The sequence below is a fragment of the Sphingobacterium sp. IITKGP-BTPF85 genome, assembly GCF_001006065.1.
GTDB lineage: Bacteria > Bacteroidota > Bacteroidia > Sphingobacteriales > Sphingobacteriaceae > Sphingobacterium > Sphingobacterium anhuiense.
In genome coordinates, this window is sequence record NZ_ASZT02000104.1 from 1 (window position 1) to 18,707 (window position 18,707).

An 18,707-nucleotide genomic window follows, 5' to 3' on the forward strand; every position below is an offset into this window, starting at 1 on the left:
TTTTTAACAAAAAAACAACTTACCAATACATACTTAGACAAAGAAGACAAGTCAATATTCTATGACCCCTACCATCATACTCTTCTCCATTCAAAAGAAAATACTGAAAAAATAGGAGCCTTTCGGAGCTAATTTTCCTACTTCTAGATTTCCGTATTATTTCTCTTCAAAAGTATTTAGCCAGACTTATCAATTGAAGTAATACATACACAATAAATATCCTAAACTAAAGTTCAACTTGATTAAAAATACAATGGAGGGACTGGAAAAAGACTGGTTATACTGGATCTATATCAAATAAGCATAGGACTTCTATGGACTTATTAATATTTTGGTAGGCGGAGAGATCAAGGAATCAGAATAATTAGCATCCATGACAAATTATTATTTTTAAATTCATACAACCTTAAAATTCAATTCTTATATTTCCATAATAATAAAGGATACCTATCTTTACTTATCTAGAAACAAGTCAACGAGCACGATAAAACTAGATGATGAACAAAGCTTTTGAAATAGACAAAAACTAACCATAAATAGAAAAACGATGAAAATTCAAAAAATGGTATTAAAACTATCACTTTTGTTAAGTTTTATACTCACAACTGAGCTTGCAACCGCACAACTTGGAGGCTTTCTCAATAAAGTAGGAAAAGTAGCAACAAGTAAGGGCACACAAGCGCTAGGTTTGGACAAACTACTCAAAGAACCCGAAGCGATATCCACGAATTTTGAAGATGTAGATAGAAAAGGTGAGCAGATGCCAAGTTTTCAACAAGATGCAAATTATAAGCCATTACAGGAACTTCCCAGAAACGCCAAAGATGGTTATATTTTACAGGCTGGTCATTTCGAGATGACAAACAAAAGCTACTGCTTAAAAGCGGGTACTCATGCGCATCATCGGGAGATGGTTATATGTATGCACCCACCTTAGGTAAGAAAAAAGAAGTTGTTACAGCCATACTTAAAAGTGCTGAACAACATCCCGAAGTAAAACAAAGCGATATTCAGATGCTCTTATGGACAATAATAGCTAAAACAAAATTTATCGATTACGCTGGCTCCGTAAAAGAAACAGCATTGACATTGCTAACACCTAAACAACTTTTGCAACTAGAAGGGGGCGCACTTGGAATTTTACCTTTTGATGCAATGGCTGCTGCCAAAGAACAATTGCCAGCATCGCTGCGCGCAGTCTTTGAAGCTGAAAATAATATTAGAAGCCTAGTTTCTTCAGGTAATTACTCCTATGAAGAATTTGAACAATATGCAATTTTGGCGGGTATGGCTATGCAAGAACAGATACACCAAGTGGAATTTGGACATTACATCCTGATGGTTACTACATTCGTTATTTCCCTAGTGGATATAGCATAACCCGTATTCAAATTTATGTACCTGAAGAATTAATAAAACCAGGTAAAAAATTAATCTATGATGCGACAGACGATATCTCATGTCCTGCAAATAATGGTTCCCAACGTTTAGCGCAAACAAATGAACCGATTCAAAATCATGAATAATTGAACAACCAAATAAAAAAACAGACTTATATATTCCATGTTTTTTTGATTTAATAAAAAAACCAGACAAGGTTACTATTTTTCAAATATGATAAAAACGCAACCTTTAAAATTAACGGGCTAATATCTTCCATGATGTTAGCCCGTTAAAATAAAAAATGCGAAGTTTTTACGCTCCGCATTTTCCTACAAACTAAATCACCAAACTAGTTTTTCTGCGACACATCCGATCGTTCCTTCTTTACCATTCGATTGACTGGTCTTCGTCAGGAATCTCGGTGTTCAATCGCCGTTGTAAAATCAATGACCCAGTAACCTTATATTTAATAGCAACATTTGGAACCATCGTATAGTCGGTAAATTGATAGTCAATATTATTGATAGCAATGTAGCGGTGCAGTAGATAAGGCCTTACCGCATCCATCTGCTCTGAAATAGTATAACTGGCATCTTTATTCACTTTGAAATTCATGTTGGCATTATCAGCACGAAAGCTGACCCCACCAGTTTCATTAAAAGTTGCATAAATTTTATATTTACCACGATCTTGTCGTTCTTCATCTATGTTTCCTGCATAAAAGAAAATCGTATTTTCATCAACGACATAACTCCGAATTTCACTTTTAACAATAGGAGTTTCGTTTTCATATCCCTCCATATTTGTTTTCAAAGCTGTACCGCTATAGGTTCCCGAGTAATTGTTAAAAGGATAGATACGCAATAGAGCTTTACGATAATGTTTTCGAGGATTAGCTTTGTATCCATTGGACGCATCGTCCAAGATCGTTAATGGGAGAACCCACTTATCGACCATGTCAATATTTTTAAGCGTGAAATCTATTGGCATTAAAGCAGTGCTTTCACCAGCTTTTATATGAACTGCTGGAGTCATTGAAAAGTATTGACTCATAAGCTCCCGGTAATAAAAATCTTCCCTGTTTTGAAAACGTTCATAATTCAACACCTTCAATGTATCGGGATCCACACGAACTTGAACAGTCATATTTTTATCATTGATAGTCGATCCGCTAACGATCATAGGTAGCATGAAAGTCGTTTTCTGATCTCCTTTATACCGCACATAGATATTAGAAACACCCTCAATTGTCAAAGGTGCTTTAAATGACACAAAATTTTCAAATTGTTCATCTTTCCATTCATCATTGCAGCCGCTAAATAAGAACAGCAAAGAGAGTAACAAGAGTTGTATATATCTTTTTTTCATTGGACAATTTATTTTTATAAGTGTAAATTATAAAGGGCATACAAGAGTTTATTAACACTCTTTTTTTTAAAAGGCATTTATTTTAAGTACAATATTATTTACGATCTAAAAGCATGCATCAACTAATTTTACAATATTCCATCACTGTGTTATACCGCTTAGCTCATATGCATAAGCATCACATATCTTTAATCATTGTAAGTCCATCCTGGATTTTGAGTCAATCTCTTATTACGTTTAAGCTCACTATGACTGATCGGCCAAAACCACATTTTATCCGCAAAGGTCGTTTTAAGTGTCCATATGGCTACTGGTCTATGAAAGAGATCTCGCTCCTTAACATTCATCAAAATATTACACCCATAAACTGGTAAAGCCTCCTCAACAGGCGCATCCATCCAACGACGTAAATCATAGTAACGCTGTCCCTCTCCCATCAATTCTATAAAACGTTCTCGTTTCAAAGTTTTTCTTAATTCCACTTTGCTAGTATACACCTGAGCAGGATAGTCTGGTACACCAGCACGAATACGAACCGGATGAGTACCACGCTGTATCTCTTTAATATCGCGACTGATCGCATAAGTTGTACCGCGCCACGAAGGAATATTATAGGAACCACTTAATTCATTTAATGCCTCGGCATAGACCAATAAAATATCAGCATAACGAATGGCAGGTTCAGCTTTTGAAATAACGCGTGACGCACTCCCCCCCTCGTAAGTGTCACTTGGATGAACAAATTTTTTCACTCCAAAACCCGTACGAAGCCAGTATGCATTGGATGAGTTGAAGCCATTACCCTTTGTATCATCGCGGTAATAAAACACTTGCTGATTGCGATTGCGTTCCAAGGTCTCATTCAGTAAAGTCCAGAAGCTACCATTATAAGCAACAGAAGCATAAAACCGAGGCTCTCGATTGGCATATTGCAAAGAAACACCTTCTCTCAATGGCCTATATTTACCTTTGCTATAATCATCAGCTGATACATAACCACTTAACCGGTTTGTTCCATTTCCACGTCCGATCTCACTATCTTTACCTGGAATATCTTTTCCGTCATTCATATAATATGCATCGACGAGCTTCTGTGTAAGACCATGCGTATTCCATCCGGTTGCAGAACGAGGCAACTGATGGATAACCATATCTGCTACGCTTTCACCATCTTGATTATTACCTCTAGTGAAAATAAGTTCCGGATTTCCTGAGGCTTGCAACGTACCGTCAAACACTTGCGCATAGGATTTGGCAGGATCAATATTTGCCCAACCTTCCGGCCAGTTCTTTCCTGAAAAATTATTATCATTTGGCGGAACTACAGTTGCATCATCACCAGTTTCTTGGATTGGAACCCAATACAGCCGATATACGCCTAATTCAATCACATCTCGCGCAGCGGCTGCAGCCAGAGCCCATTTCTCATCTTGATAATCTACTGAAAGCAACCGCTTACCGACATCATCGACCAATCTCGCTGAAAAGCTTGACGTATTTCCGTTGGCTAATGGACTTGCCGCATACAGCAATACTTTAGCACGTGTGGCCAATGCGGCACCGCAACTAGGGCGAGCAGAACCATCCTGACCACGATTCATACCTAGCTTTTCCATTTCTTTAGCCGCCAATAATAGCTCATCAGCAATAAATTTAGCACACTCCTCATAGGTGCTGCGTGCTGTAGCAATGTCATCATAACTTTGTGTATAATCAATTCCTTCATCAGGTAACAATGGAATCGGACCGTATTTCCGCAAGAGTAACCAATAGAGGTAAGCTCTACCAAAACGAGCTTGCCCGCGATAATCTTCGATCTCAGCAGCAGTCATTTCTGTATTCATATACACATGATGAATAAAAGTAGTGGCATTGCGAATGCCCCGATAACACTGCGTCCAGCTACCTTGCTTATCATTTTCAGTATAAATCCCCATTTTGAACATATTATAGGATAGTTCGGTCTTTGAAGGATCAAAATCACGATCCCGATCACCATAATACATATCATCTGCAAAATTATGGGGCGTGAGCCCCTTGCTGGCAACGTCAACATTCTCTCCTTTAAACTCTTGGAAAACATGTGCTAACCACTCCTCTGTATATACTTTACTCTTAAAGACTTTTTCAATCGTGATCCGATCCTTAAAATATTGATCAGATTCCAGATAATTCTTTTTACAGGAGGAAATAAAAGTTGTGCACAGCACAAATAATAGCATGAAATATATCTTCTTTTGCATTTTTATTCAATTTATAGATTAACATTAATGCCTAACGTAAATGATTTCGGAAGCGGATAGTCTTCACCCCTAGGGCTCGCGAGTTCAGGATCCCAAAGCTTAAATTTGACCAGGTCAACAAGTTACTTCCAACAAGAAAAATTCGAATGTTATTAGTCTTGATTCGATTAGCTAATGACTTAGGAATAGAGTAACCGATATCCAGCGTTTTAAGACGAAGATATTGACCATTTCTAAGCCAGTAGGTAGATTCTCTAAAATTGTTAGCGTTATAGCCATAACTTAAACGTGGATAGGAAGCATTTGGGTTTTCAGTCGCTGGATCTCCTGAAATATCCGCAGAAACCCAACGGTTATCGCCCATTACGCCTTTCATAACTTGCCCCCACTCGCCCTCACTGAATGCGTGCACAGTTTTTCCATAGGTGGAGAAAGTAGATTTTCCCGCTCCTTGAAAATGGACATTTAGATCAATCGCTTTCCAACTGATCGAAGCACCGATACCATAAATCAAATTTGGTCTTCTGGTAGCACCAATAGGTACACGGTCACCATCATCAATCACTCCATCACCATTAATATCTTTATATTTCAAGTCTCCAGGTTGATAATTTCCGAAAGTTTGATTCGGACTGTTGCGGATGTCATCATAATCTTTGAAGAGACCTAAAGCAACTAATCCTTTAGCCTGATCAACACGGAAACCGCGTTCATTCTGATAACCGTACACATTATTCTCTTCATCTTTTTCTAAAATGATATTCTTACTATAGGTAATATTACTTCTTGCAGTGATATTGAAAGCCCCTAACGTTTGCTTATATTCAAATCGACCATCGAAACCCCGTGACTGCACCGCGCCTACATTGGCACGAGGCGTACTTTCAAGTCCAACGATCGCAGGTAAAAATCTGCGTTCCATATATATACCTGTACGCTCCTCATTGAAGAAATCAAGATTAGCAACAATCTTATCTTTAAAAAGTGAAATATCGAATCCTAGATTTTGTTTCGTTGCCATCTCCCAGGTCACATATGGAGACGCTACTTGCGCATATTTCATTCCTTGATAGTACCTATTGAAACCATAATCGGCCCATTGGTAACCCCCATCTGGTATCCTGTTACCTGCACCATCTAAAGCAAAACTTCCGTCACTATTCCTTCGCCAGATTTCTTCGATCGTATATAAATAAGGAAACCTTTCCTGATTATTACCTACTTTTAATTGATCATTACCGACGCGACCCCATGAATACCGGATCTTAAACATATTGACCCAATCGAAGTTTTCCTTGATAAAGGATTCCTCTGATACGTTCCAGGCTGCTGAAACTGCTGGAAAAAACCATACTGCTGTCCAATAGCGAAATTTTCGGAACCGGTGTAACCAAAATTAAAATCGGTAATGTATCTATTTTTCCAATTATAGGTTACCCGTCCTGCGAGTGCTTGATTTCTTCTCGATATACCATTCTTAATATCATCACCAATGTTTACGGTTTTTACTAAGGCGTCACGCGTAAAACGGATTACCCCACCTATATTATGATCGCCAAAGCTTCTATCATAATTGAACATTAAATCCAGAAATTCACGTCTTTCTCCCTCAGCTCCACTCATTTGAAACATTTCACTGGGATTGGATACATGCGTAAAAATCAGATTTCCATTTTCATCGCGCGCACGTTCAGCACGCCATTGCTCAGGCCATTTACGACGGGATATATTACTTTTATTGTTGGTATCAAAACCGACGATTCCCCTAGCCCGAAGTCCTTTAGTAATGAAATCGAAATTTTGTTCTATAGATACATTTGTCTGGATACTATTGGTCCAATTCTCATTAAAGCCCGTCTGCGTAGCTACTACCCAGGGATTAGTCTGATTCCCTGTACCGATCGCAGGTACGTAACCATTCGAATACATAACAGGTGTACGGATGGGCGAATACCCAAAGAGTACCCCCCAGAAATCATCATCCCCCATTCCTGGGCTGTTTCGTTTATCTAACGATCCTGCAACACCAATTTTAGCTACCGTAGTTTTTGTGATATTAAAATCAGTATTCAAACGATAATTCCAACGTTTGTAATTTGCATTGGTATTATAATCATTACGCAATGTTTCATCGATCTTATACATCCCACCTTCTTCAACATAACTCCCTGAAGCAAAATAGCGCGCTGTGGGGCCACCGCCACTCATATTCAGATTGGCTCTATAAGTCATCGCACCATCTTTGAGTAACAGATCTTGCCAATCTACATTTGGATATAAATCTGGATCCAGTCCTAATCTCAAAATTTCTAATTCTTCAGGTTGATAAATGGGTGCCTGATTACGCGTGATCCGCGATTCGTTTAAGAGATTAGCGTAAGTGACTCCATCTTCAAATTGAGGAGTAATCGTTCGGGTATTATAAATTGTTTCATCTTTAAAATTGATATTAATTTTACCCTCCTTACCTCGTTTAGTCGTAATGAGAATAACTCCATTTGCACCTCTAGAACCATATATTGCAGTAACTGCAGCATCTTTGAGCACGGAGAAGGATTCAATGTCTTCAATATTGATATCGTTGATATTACGTTCAATATTATCAACCAAAACCAGTGCACCTGTGCCACCACCAAAAGTTGAAATACCGCGAATCCAGAATTCAGAAATATTTTTACCCGGTTGTCCAGATTGCATCATGGCCATCACACCCGGTACATTTCCTGCTAATGCATTGGATAAGCTCGAAGTTGGATTGGATTTCAAGTCATTGACATTTACACTGCTTACAGCTCCTGTAGAAGTCAATTGCTTTTGGGCACCAGTTCCTGTGATTACAACTTCATCCAGAACACTTGTTTCTGATTTTTCCAATGCCATATTTATAACAAAGACATCTTTAATCAGCAGGTCTTGTTTAATATATCCGATATAAGAAAATGTTAATCTTTTATAGCGTTCTACTTTGATTTTATACCGACCATTATTATCGGTAACCGTACCTAATCCAGGTGAATCGGTTACAAAAATACTAACCCCTACTAAAGGTTGTTTTTGGGCGTCCGTGACGACACCAGTTACTTCGACGATCTCTTGAGCCAAAAGACTACAGGTGAAGCCGAACAGCAACATGCATATTATTAAGAATTTTTTCATCATTAAACCACTGGTTATTCGTTAATACTTTGATCCATTTCTTCAAGTGCGATTTTACGGATACGGCGATTTGATTGATCTCCTATATAAAATGCACCTTCTGTTTCACTGTAAGCGATACCAGAAGGTCTGTCAAAACGTGCTTCCTTTCTCAGGTCTCCATCTACATAGCCATATGGATTAGCATTGATACTGGAACTGCCCCTTCCTGCAAAAGTCGTCACACTCCCATCGGGTTTCAAGATACGGATAGCATGATTCTGCTGATCTGTGAAATAAAAATCGTATTCATCTGTCTTACCATCAGCGACGTATTTCGGATTTTTAACAAAGACTCCCTGATAAGGATTTCGCAGTCTTGCAGAAGAACCTACCGCATCCTCATAACCAGCTCCTCTAAGTTGACCACAAACCAAATACGGTTGATTAAACTGTTTCTTTTCCCAATTATAATCGACACGAAGGATATAGTGTTGGTTAATGACAACAATGTATGCGTAGTTTCCCGTAGGATGAATCAAAATCTTATATTCCCATTGCGGATCATGCACGACAAATAATTGTTCGTAGCCTTTAACATCAAGACCTTCATTAAAATATTTATTCAGATCGAAACGAAAAAATTGTCCTTTCTCATAACTATTAAAATACATCTCCCCATTAATAGGATGAACAGAGGCACCATTACACTGCCTATAGGTGGTCAGCACCTCCCTATCCTGCCACTGTCTATCACGCGATAATCGATAAGTTGCTCGATCATTTTCTCCGCCGCGGTCTTCTGCTATAATCATATATTTATGATCAACCGTGAAATCAATACTACGGGGACGGTCAAAATCAGAACGTTTTTTTGTTACGGTACTATCTGCAAAATTGATCAAGTAAAGTCCATTGTTATTATCGAATGTCATCCAGAGATGCTTCGGATTCACAGGATCAAATTTCATAAAAGAAGGCTCCCAGAATCCACTTGCCATTTTACTTTGGTCTGCATCCTTAAATTTTCCGTCCCTCCACGGTTCATCCCCCCGTGAGTTTCGGTATCCTATAATGGTAGATACAACCATTTTGCGCTGGTAGTCAAAAGGTTTTGCAGATTTACCAATAGTTTGTTTATTTGGATCTCCGACCCGCACTTCAATGTCCCCATTAAACGCTTGCCTTGGGACCAAGCAGTATAGTGATTCTCCGACGGCACTAATGACTTTTGCTTGCTTTCCTCCAATAAGCACATTTATCTTTGTGGGATCATTTCCAAAATTTTGTCCATAGATAACAAGGCGCTGCCCCATACCTCCCGCTTTTGGACTAAAATCAGATACAACCACAGGTTTAGCTGGATCAAAAGGCAACGCCTCAGTGACATTTTTAATATCATCCTTACAGCCCCCCAATCCAAAAATAAGTACAAGAAATGTCCATAGCATATTGCTTAGGAGACACCTATTGCTGTTAATAAACTGTTTAGTTATCATAAAATATAATTTGGTTAAAATTTATTCTCAGTATTTAAAGTATTATCATCGATACAAATAACATAAGTGAATAATATCACCACAGCTAAATGGTATTAGCTTTTTAAATTAAAAAAAGGACCTCAATACGGTCTCCACTTTTTAACGATATATAAACTGCTACATTTTTAATTTACTTCTTGTAATTTAGATCTTTTAAAAAACCAGGTGAAGACATTTATAACTGCTATACCAGTATAGAACTATATGATAATGGTCAAAAAAAATAGTAGCTATAATTTTATAAAAATCGCTATTTCCCTAACCTCAGAATACATGTGGTTTCAAATAAAGTCTCTAATTATATTAGAAGGTTTAATGCTATAATTGATTAATCAAAATTAATCAATACAAAAAACATGACACTACCAATTCATCTCAACAGTCTGCTAATTAGTATCATAAATAAACAAAAAGACATGTTGAATATATTTTCAAACAAGATTTCCGAGGATAAAAACTTGGTTAAAAAAAAGAATAAATGAATAGAGACCATCCAAAGGAAGTAAGTTTATCGATTTTTACACAAAAAAGAATTCTATAAAAGACAGTAAAGAATAGCTTCTCGTACATGAGAATATATACATCAGATAAACACAAAACCGCTCTTTAACGGTCTCAAAAGAGCAGTTGAAATTGTGAGTATGTACGAAACAAAATGGGTAGATTTATCAATTGCGAGTTCGTCTTAATCTGCATCCTTCACCTGGTCAAAACAACTCATTACTTCAGTAAAATTGAATTTATCAAATTTTACCAAAAAGTGTAATTATTAATTTTAAAATCAACTCAACTGATCTTCAAGTGAATATAACGAGACAAAAAACTAGATATGAAAGGAGCTTAACAGCTAGTGATTGTTAAGTGCTAGTATTACGAACTCTATAGATTAAAAATTTGGATAGTGCTGTCGACTATTGTACTGCTCTAAAAATGGTGCTTCCTTAGCTAAATGGCTACTGGTATTATTTTCCACTATAGGCCAGTCGGCGACCCATTTAATTTGATCTAAGAGCAGAACGCGTCTGTTACCTCCTGAAGATACACGGCTTTGCTTAGGGTTTATTCCATGATACAGCATCCAATCAATGCCATTCTCATCGGTCATGATACGAGAATTATGCCCTGTACCTACAAGTTGTCATTACCCTCTAGCAACAGCGTGCCAGCACCCCTCATTTTCAAATCTCGCCCCTCTCTATCAAGATATGGGCCTTGCAATACTTTTGCACGCCCCACCATAATATGATAAGTACTCTTGACTCCTTCACAGCAAGAACCCTTTGAACCAAATAAATAATAATACCCTCTACGTTTATGAATCATAACAGCTTCAAAATCTCCTGCGGCCACTTTAAACTTTTTCTGTAAACTGGAAATAGCTAATCCATTATCTGTCAACGGTATTCCATATGTACCTTGCGTATCAGCATCACTAAAACTTCCCCAGAACAGATAATTAATGCCTTTATCGGAGAAGAAATGGGGATCTATAGAATTGGGAACTTGAATTTCTTGACTATCGAATAATTTACCTTGATCTAAAAATGGACCAATAGGTTGATCTGCAACCGCAACACCTATTCCTGGATTGGAATCTCCCCAAGTGGAAAATGCATAGTACAGCAAATATTTGTTCTTTAGCTTGATAACATCAGGTGCCCAGATTCCTCCAGCCATTTTCCATGATGGCTTCTGTTGAAAGGCTGTCCCTATCCATTTCCAATGAACAAGGTCTTTAGATTGTAATATAGATACGAGACGTTCTCCGTGTTCATCTCCCCAATTATCAGCAGTACCATACGCATAGAAATAGGCTGACTTCGGATCTTTAAGTACTGTTGGATCCGCAAGTATGGGCTCAAATACTGGATTCAAATACGTGTTAGATCCAGTAGTAGCATCACTGCCACCGGTCAGATTGCTCTTCCGCAATCCTAAACTACTACACGAAATCGAAAAATAAACAGTACATATAAGTACTAAAAAACGACCGGTTACATTTAATTGATACATGATAAATGAATAATATGTCCGTAGGTTGAGCCTGCATTAAAAAAAGGGCCTTGTTGCATACAGGTATACACAAGGCCCTACAAACCAACCTATCTAAATCTACTTTACTTTTTCCATTTTTTCTGCCAGTATTTTGATAAAATAACCACCTACTACAGATCTAGCTTTAAAACCTGAGCGTTTAGGTTTATCTGTATAGATCCAATCTGACATGGGTACACGATCCACTGTCTCATTCATAAAACGATATACTGGGCTAATGAATTTTTCAAAGGTTTCTTTGTCATCGGCCATTGTTGCAGTCCAAGAAATCCAATCAGTTTTTGTATACTGTTGACGGTTATCCAATGGAAGACCATAAATGTTCTGCTTTGTGAGATAGTATTTGATCTCAGTTGTACGAATATCTTCATCAAAAATTTTCATTTTTAATATTTTGTCCCAGACCATGTTGTATTTTTGACTCCACGTACCAGATTGATCAAAGGTAAGTTTATAATGATCACCGTCTTGTGCCATTGTCTTCCATTTCTTAGCCATTGATTTTGCTTGATTGAGATACTTATCAGCGGTTTGCTGATCACCCATCATCTCCGCTAAATAACCATAAGAAGCAATTCCTAAAATCGCTTTAATCGATAAGTTGGCATTATGAGCAAAATGCCCTGCAAAGTCATCTGTACATAACTGATTTTCTGGATCAAGTCCTTTCTCTACCAAATAATCTACCCAGGTAGATAAGACTTTCCAATGTTTCTTTGCATAAGCAGCATTGCCTTCTGCTTTAGCAATAGCATAAGTTAATATTAACATATTGCCAGACTCTTCTACTGGCATATCTCCGCCATAGGTTTGCCCATTTGCTATCGGATAGTACCCACGTCATGTGCCGCAAAAGGTTTTGTCCACTTATTGCTTTCACTGTAATAGAAAATAAAATTCATAAGACCTTTTGCCAGTTCAGGATTATAGTATAGAAATAATGGTGCTGAGGGATAAGTAATATCGACGGTGCCAATAGATCCATTGCTATCATTTTCCTTCGATAACAAAAGTAAATCACCATTTGGTGCTTTTACCAATTTATGTGCAGCTATCGCTTGACGATACGCAAGTGCGCATAATGCTGCATATTCTTTACCACCAGCCTTGATCGCGCTTTGCATCAATTGGGCATCAAATTGATCTGAGGCTTTTATTAATTTGCTATATTCTTTATTTGCTAAATCAAATTGTTTTTCAATGGTACTTTGGCCATCTCTATTCCAATAAGGACGTAAGTTTTCGTTAAAATACTGAATCGCATATAAATCGTCGTAACCTAAAAGTATCTTATCACTATATTTGGACGTTACGGAGAATGACTGACGCAGGGCCAGTTGCTTCCCTGAAACAGAGTTTTGAATAACGTGATTTGATTTTAAGAATTGTTTCCTTAAATCATGGCTATCACCAATCATGGCTTTGGTATTTTTTTGATCTCCAGCCATGTAAAAATATCCCCAATCAATACGCAAGTCATCACCTTTATTACCCAGTATCTGTTGATTCTTACTTCCTGTTTTTACGTATTGTAAGGATCCATTTTTAAATTCACTACTTTCAGATTCTTGTAATGGCGAATTTAATGCCCAGTTTGGAGATGCTTCAAGATAGAATTCGATTTGATGTTTTTTACCATCTTTTGATTCAACTTGATAAGATAAATAATTGACAGGTCGTGTCAGTAAATCCAAATTATCCAAAAACATAGGAGCAGTAAAACTTACTTTCACTTTTACCGGCCCACAGTCAAAAACATAATGAGTTTGTGTTGCTTGCACATCAACGCTTTCTTGCTTTGCTTCCTGATCAAAATGATTACTCCCCTCTCTTTCTAAAAATAAGCCAAAATCAAAAAAGCCATTTGCAACTCTGTTGTGGCAGTAACCTCCAATGATATTTTTCCCTTTCCGAAGGGTTTTAACAACTTCATCTGAGAGTTTGACGCGATTATTTTTACCGGTTCTATTTCCGGTATTAACGACTTCTATTCCATTAACATATAAAATTGCATCATCATCATGGGTAAATTCAATATAAACAGACTGTCCCGCTAAATCTTTTTCTAAGTTGATAATCCTTCTAACCCATATCTTAGGCTCTTGCCAATCTGTTTTCGCATGAGATTCTTTATCTTTTGTACCAAATGGCGCAATCCCTGTTTTCCAGTTCGCATCATCAAATGTCAAGGTATTCCATCCGGCAGAAGGTTCCTTCTCTGTGTATGGCGCTTTCCAGTGATCATCTTCTCCCATTCGTGCGATAGGTTCTAATTCTATTTCCTCTTTACCTAAAAAACGATAGGCTTTACCATCTACTTTTATGACGCCAAGCAACGGAAAAGTTTTTCCGGTCCAATGCCGCACAACATCACCATAAAGTTCATCACTATACGACCACGCACTGGTATTGGGGTCAATGGTGACTAGAGGAAAAGCAGGTGCGCGCAAATTATTTTTGACTGGATTATGTTGCGCCGACGAAAAAAGCGATTGACACAACAGAACAGCTATAGCGACATATTTTAATTTCATTATGAATATATTGATGGATTACTTAAATAAATTTTCAATTTATTATCTTCATGAATCAGGTTACTCCACTTGCACAAAAGTAGAGCAACCTAATACACACTAACGTTTAATTAAAAACTCAAATAAAGGTTTGTGAATTGCCTTCAGTTCACTTTCAGGCATTTTTATTACTTTTCGATCGTAGGTCATTAGTCCATTTGTTTCAACTTCCACATCTGTGGTTTGCGTATAAACTGCCGCTGATAATCCCATTGGAATCAAACGGTTTAGATCATGAATAAGTCTTTTATAACGATCCAATAACTCCGTTTTATTTTTAAAACTTTGATAACCCCAGTTGTCTTTTTGTTGCCAAGAATGCCCCTCAACCGGTAAGCCTAAACCTCCAAATTCACCTAATGCTAAAACCTGATTTGCACCAAATAAAGAAGGATCAGGCATAGCAGCATCTGGATAATTATGAATGTCAAGAATATGTCCAGTTTCCATGAAATTCCCTCCACTGGCACTGTTCACTAAACGAGATGGATCATTTGCAATTGTCCATTCTGTAATTTCCTTAGTTTTAAACTGTCCCCAAGCCTCATTGAAAGGCACCCAGATGACGATGCTTGGGAAATTATGCAAAACTTCCATTATCGCCTTCCATTCTTTACGATAATACTGTTCTGATATTGCCGAACGCGTCTTGTCACGATCACCTCCTGAAATTTTTCCGGGTTGCATATCCCAATTATTTCCACCAAGATCACCGCTTGGCATATCTTGCCAAACTAACATACCGATACTATCGCAATGACGGTACCAACGTGCAGGTTCAACCTTAATATGTTTCCTGATCATGTTGAAACCCATTTCCTTAGTTTTGATCACATCAAATTTCAACGCTTCATCTGAAGGAGCTGTATGCAGACCATCGGGCCACCAGCCTTGATCCAATGGACCATACTGAAATGTAAACTTATTATTAAGCATTAATCGTTGAATACCATCTTTATCTTGCTGCATCGATATCTTACGCATCGCAAAATAACTTTTAGCCTGATCAATTACTTTACCCTTACGTAACAATTGAATTTCCAGATCGTACAATTTAGGATTAGAAGGAGACCACTCCTCTGCATTTGGAACAGCAATCTTAAAAGCCACATTTGGCTCACCTAATTGCTCCTGCAGAATACGACTGCCATCCACAGCTTTCACCTTGATCTGATCGCCAGGCTGACCTCCGGATACCAAAGCTTCAAAGGTTAAGCTTCCCTCATCCAATTGCGGAGTTTGCTTAGTACTTACAATATGACTTTGAGAAACGCTCTCTAGCCAAACTGTTTGCCATATACCTGTCACAGGTGTATACCAGATTCCATTAGGATGCTTTACTTGTTTACCGCGTGGCTGTGGCCCATCATCGGTAGGATCCCATACCCGAATAGCAATATCCTGCTTCGATCCCTTTTTAAGAAATTTTGAGATATCCATCGTAAAGGGATCGAATCCCCCTTCGTGCCTACCGACCAATTGGTTATTGATAAATACATCACATTGCCAATCTACGGCACCGAAATGAAGTAAAATCTTATTTTTTTGAACTGCTTTATCTAAAGTAATGCTATTACTATACCACAACGCTTTATCTTTTCCCACTTCTTTCCCTACGCCAGACAAAGATGATTCAACAGCAAATGGTACCAAAATATTACCTTCCATTGGGTTGGAATAGCCTGAGCATCGACAGGTGTAATGGCATATTTCCAAAGTCCATTCAAATTTTGCCAATTGTTCGATCGGACGAGCTGTGGTCTCGGATATTCTGGATGTGGCTTTTCAACATTTACTTGTTCCCCCCAAGAAGTTAAAATATGCGAACCTGCGGGCTTCCAATCTTGAGCAAAGTTCATCTGTATGGTCATTAATAAACCTGCAAACAATAAAGTTCTCTTCATAATAAAAAAACGTATAATCATTAATATCTATATCACTATATTTAAAGATGGGACGACTACAAACCATGAACTTAGGCTCCCATCAAAATCAATTCAATTCTTATTTTGTAATCTCAATATTTTCCACACGAACCTAAAATGCTGTGATCAGTATCATTCTCTTTTAACCCCAAAACGATCATATTTTCTAAGATTAAAACATAATTCCTCGAAATAATTATTGAATGATTATTAGGTCCTTGTGCTTAATTACTGGTTACTCAAATTTATGATTTAACAAGCTACTTTAACTTGCTAATTTTCTCAAAAATGTGCGCATTTGTATCATTTAATTAAGCTTAGCAAAGGATTCTAAATTATTATTAAAGAAAAGCCCATTACCTAAATAAGAAATGGGCTTGATTATATTTGGATAATATGAAAATAACAATTACAGAACTGAGAATCGATATAGTGATTTAGTTTTATAGATCTGACCAGGAACTAATACGGTTGTTGGAAAATTCGGTTGATTAGGGGAATCTGGATAATGTTGTGGTTCTAAACAAAATGCAGTTCTAAAAGAGTCTTTTTTACCATTTTTCAATTGGACCTTTTCACTCATAAAATTACCACTGTAAAATTGAATCCCCGGTTCCTGCGTCAAGATATCCAGGACAATTCCGGATTGATCACCCACAATATGAGCAGCTTTATACCAATCACCTTCTCTTTGTTTATTTAAGACAAAATTATGATCATATCCCTTACCATAAGACAGTTGACGATCATTAGCATCAATATCTTTACCAATTGCCTTAGCGGTCGTGAAATCAAAAGCTGATCCGCCTACTTTCTCAAGTTTTCCAGTTGGAATCAATGTACTATCAACAGGCGTGAATTCATCGGCAAATAACTGAAGCTGGTGATTCAATATTGAACCACTACCTTCTCCGTTTAAATTAAAATAAGCATGATTTGTTAGATTTATAACCGTTTTTTTATCCGATTGCGCCTCATATCCAATTGTTAGTTCATTTTGGTCATTTAAACCATATGTAACTTCCATCGCAATATTTCCTGGAAAACCTTCAGCTCTATCTGGCAAGGTATATGCAAATGTAATCGATGAATCGCTCTTCATTTTCAAGGTCCAATTGGCAAAATGAACGCCATTAAACCCACCGTGTAGTGTATTGACACCATTATTAATAGGTAGTTGGTAAGTTTGTCCATCAAGTTGAAACATTCCCTTTGCTATACGGTTTCCAAAAGGACCGACAATCGTTCCAAAATAGGGCTCTGCCGGGTTGTTGTAATCGGTAGCTTTTGTAAATCCCAAAACCACATCCCTTAAATTACCTTGTTTATCCGGAACCCACAAACCAACTATGCGTGCACCAAAATTTGTAAAGTATGCATGCACACCCCGTTTATTTTTCAATTCAAATAACTGGACATCATGATCATTTATTTTAGCAGCAAATGCAGCGCTATCCATATAGGAAATCATTCCAGATTGACCCTTATTTTCTGTGACAGTCTTTTGCTGACATCCTAATCCAACGAGAAGGATACTAACAATACCCATACACTCCATTTTTCTTTTCATTTTTAATTTATTTTAGGTCCCTTATAAAGGTTCATAATTTTGATCATATTGATCAACTTAAGCGATTTAGTTGACAGATAAATGAAATAATTGAACTTAAAAGTTACGATTTACTTTTTAATTTTTTATCTTCAACCTTACAAGTACTAAAATCCTAAATTTAGAAAATATTGATTAGCAGAATTGTTTCATAATACTGCTCTTTTGTATCAATTACCAATTAGACATGATAAAAATTAAATTGTTGCTTCTTTATTTTGCTTATCTTTTATTTTCTGCTCATATCCATGCACAACCTTATTATTTTAACCATTATCAAATAAATGAAGGACTTCTAACAACGCAGTTATCTGCAGTATGCAAGATAGCTACGGATTTCTATGGTTTGGTACCAAAGATGGATTGAATCGCTTTGATGGAAATTCTTTCAAACACTTTACAAGTAAAGAAGATCATCGAAGTTTAGGAAGTAATTCTATTATATCTTTAAAAGAAGACTATCAAAAAAAATGTGGATCGGTACAGATCAAGGGATATATTCTTATGATCCCATTCATGAAAATTTTGAAATATTAGATGAGAAATTTAGAAGCACAGAAGTTCCTGTTATTACGACAGATGGAAAGCACAACCTATGGTTATATCCAATGGAATGCTTTACCTGCACAACCTTACAAATAAAGTAACAAGACAACTTACAAAATCAAATCTGTACATCACATCACTATGCAGTACAAAATCCGGAAAACTCTATTTTGGAACTCCAGAAGGGATTATTTACCTCGTTAACGAAAAGTATCAGATTACTCCATTTCTTGATTTCACAAAATCATTTGAAAAAAAGATTGGTATAGCATTGAAAAAACATTAGTACGGAAACAAGCAGGGACAACTCCTAATTGGGACTTCCAAAG

The 18,707-nt window shown here is 37.2% G+C and carries 11 protein-coding genes and 3 pseudogenes; 4 read left to right on the top strand and 10 right to left on the bottom strand.

What is annotated here, in order from left to right; genetic code table 11:
- Positions 1-547 precede the first annotated feature (547 nt).
- Entirely contained in the window at positions 548-937 is a 390-nt protein-coding gene (locus L950_RS26915) for a hypothetical protein (protein WP_021191060.1), read from the top strand.
- Positions 919-1,380, top strand: a complete 462-nt coding sequence (locus L950_RS17775; protein WP_021191061.1) for a hypothetical protein — start codon at positions 919-921, stop codon at positions 1,378-1,380. The genes L950_RS26915 and L950_RS17775 overlap by 19 nt, the downstream gene beginning before the upstream one ends.
- Positions 1,381-1,767: 387 nt before the next feature.
- Here L950_RS17775 and L950_RS17780 read toward each other — a convergent pair whose 3' ends face one another.
- The 10 genes and pseudogenes from L950_RS17780 to L950_RS17815 all read right to left on the bottom strand — a co-directional run bounded on the left by L950_RS17780 (position 1,768) and on the right by L950_RS17815 (position 17,793).
- Positions 1,768-2,751 carry a DUF4973 domain-containing protein gene (locus tag L950_RS17780; RefSeq protein ID WP_021191062.1) on the bottom strand — a complete coding sequence of 328 codons (984 nt, stop codon included), beginning with the start codon at positions 2,749-2,751 and terminating at the stop codon, positions 1,768-1,770.
- A 188-nt stretch (positions 2,752-2,939) separates the two neighbouring features.
- On the bottom strand, positions 2,940-4,994 hold the full coding sequence (locus L950_RS17785; protein WP_031288937.1) for a RagB/SusD family nutrient uptake outer membrane protein: 2,055 nt from the start codon (positions 4,992-4,994) through the stop codon (positions 2,940-2,942).
- A 31-nt stretch (positions 4,995-5,025) separates the two neighbouring features.
- A pseudogene (locus L950_RS37425) lies at positions 5,026-8,153 on the bottom strand (SusC/RagA family TonB-linked outer membrane protein).
- Between the two features lie 11 nt (positions 8,154-8,164).
- Positions 8,165-9,580 carry an IPT/TIG domain-containing protein gene (locus L950_RS17795; protein ID WP_021191064.1) on the bottom strand — a complete coding sequence of 472 codons (1,416 nt, stop codon included), beginning with the start codon at positions 9,578-9,580 and terminating at the stop codon, positions 8,165-8,167.
- Between the two features lie 976 nt (positions 9,581-10,556).
- On the bottom strand, positions 10,557-10,775 hold the full coding sequence (locus L950_RS30585; protein ID WP_052764455.1) for a hypothetical protein: 219 nt from the start codon (positions 10,773-10,775) through the stop codon (positions 10,557-10,559).
- 23 nt (positions 10,776-10,798) lie between these two features.
- Positions 10,799-11,602, bottom strand: a complete 804-nt coding sequence (locus L950_RS17800) for a family 43 glycosylhydrolase (protein ID WP_197086523.1) — start codon at positions 11,600-11,602, stop codon at positions 10,799-10,801.
- 180 nt (positions 11,603-11,782) lie between these two features.
- A pseudogene (locus L950_RS17805) lies at positions 11,783-14,259 on the bottom strand (glutaminase domain-containing protein).
- Positions 14,260-14,358: 99 nt separating this feature from the next.
- On the bottom strand, positions 14,359-15,966 hold the full coding sequence (locus L950_RS17810) for a glycoside hydrolase family 2 protein (protein ID WP_231577394.1): 1,608 nt from the start codon (positions 15,964-15,966) through the stop codon (positions 14,359-14,361).
- On the bottom strand, positions 15,912-16,202 hold the full coding sequence (locus L950_RS33800; protein ID WP_231577395.1) for a hypothetical protein: 291 nt from the start codon (positions 16,200-16,202) through the stop codon (positions 15,912-15,914). The genes L950_RS17810 and L950_RS33800 overlap by 55 nt, the downstream gene beginning before the upstream one ends.
- Positions 16,203-16,632: 430 nt before the next feature.
- A complete protein-coding gene (locus tag L950_RS17815; protein ID WP_021191065.1) occupies positions 16,633-17,793 on the bottom strand; it encodes an aldose epimerase family protein in 1,161 nt (386 codons plus the stop codon).
- A gap of 336 nt (positions 17,794-18,129) precedes the next feature.
- On the opposite strand from L950_RS17815, the pseudogene L950_RS17820 reads away from it, so the two are divergent.
- Both L950_RS17820 and L950_RS28810 read left to right on the top strand, forming a co-directional pair.
- Positions 18,130-18,369, top strand: a pseudogene (locus L950_RS17820) (two-component regulator propeller domain-containing protein); the annotation flags it as partial.
- 58 nt (positions 18,370-18,427) lie between these two features.
- Complete coding sequence (locus L950_RS28810; RefSeq protein WP_031288941.1) at positions 18,428-18,664, top strand: hypothetical protein; 237 nt, start codon at positions 18,428-18,430, stop codon at positions 18,662-18,664.
- Positions 18,665-18,707 lie beyond the last annotated feature (43 nt).

Excerpts from the sequence above, each read along its gene's own strand:
- L950_RS26915 (WP_021191060.1), top strand. The coding sequence starts at position 548 with ATGAAAATTCAAAAAATGGTATTAAAACTATCACTTTTGTTAAGTTTT.
- L950_RS17810 (WP_231577394.1), bottom strand. The coding sequence starts at position 15,966 with ATGGAAGGTAATATTTTGGTACCATTTGCTGTTGAATCATCTTTGTCT.
- L950_RS17815 (WP_021191065.1), bottom strand. The coding sequence starts at position 17,793 with ATGAAAAGAAAAATGGAGTGTATGGGTATTGTTAGTATCCTTCTCGTT.
- L950_RS17795 (WP_021191064.1), bottom strand. The coding sequence starts at position 9,580 with ATGCTATGGACATTTCTTGTACTTATTTTTGGATTGGGGGGCTGTAAG.
- L950_RS28810 (WP_031288941.1), top strand. The coding sequence starts at position 18,428 with ATGGTTATATCCAATGGAATGCTTTACCTGCACAACCTTACAAATAAA.
- L950_RS30585 (WP_052764455.1), bottom strand. The coding sequence starts at position 10,775 with ATGACCGATGAGAATGGCATTGATTGGATGCTGTATCATGGAATAAAC.
- L950_RS33800 (WP_231577395.1), bottom strand. The coding sequence starts at position 16,202 with ATGAAGAGAACTTTATTGTTTGCAGGTTTATTAATGACCATACAGATG.
- L950_RS17785 (WP_031288937.1), bottom strand. The coding sequence starts at position 4,994 with ATGCAAAAGAAGATATATTTCATGCTATTATTTGTGCTGTGCACAACT.
- L950_RS17780 (WP_021191062.1), bottom strand. The coding sequence starts at position 2,751 with ATGAAAAAAAGATATATACAACTCTTGTTACTCTCTTTGCTGTTCTTA.
- L950_RS17775 (WP_021191061.1), top strand. The coding sequence starts at position 919 with ATGTATGCACCCACCTTAGGTAAGAAAAAAGAAGTTGTTACAGCCATA.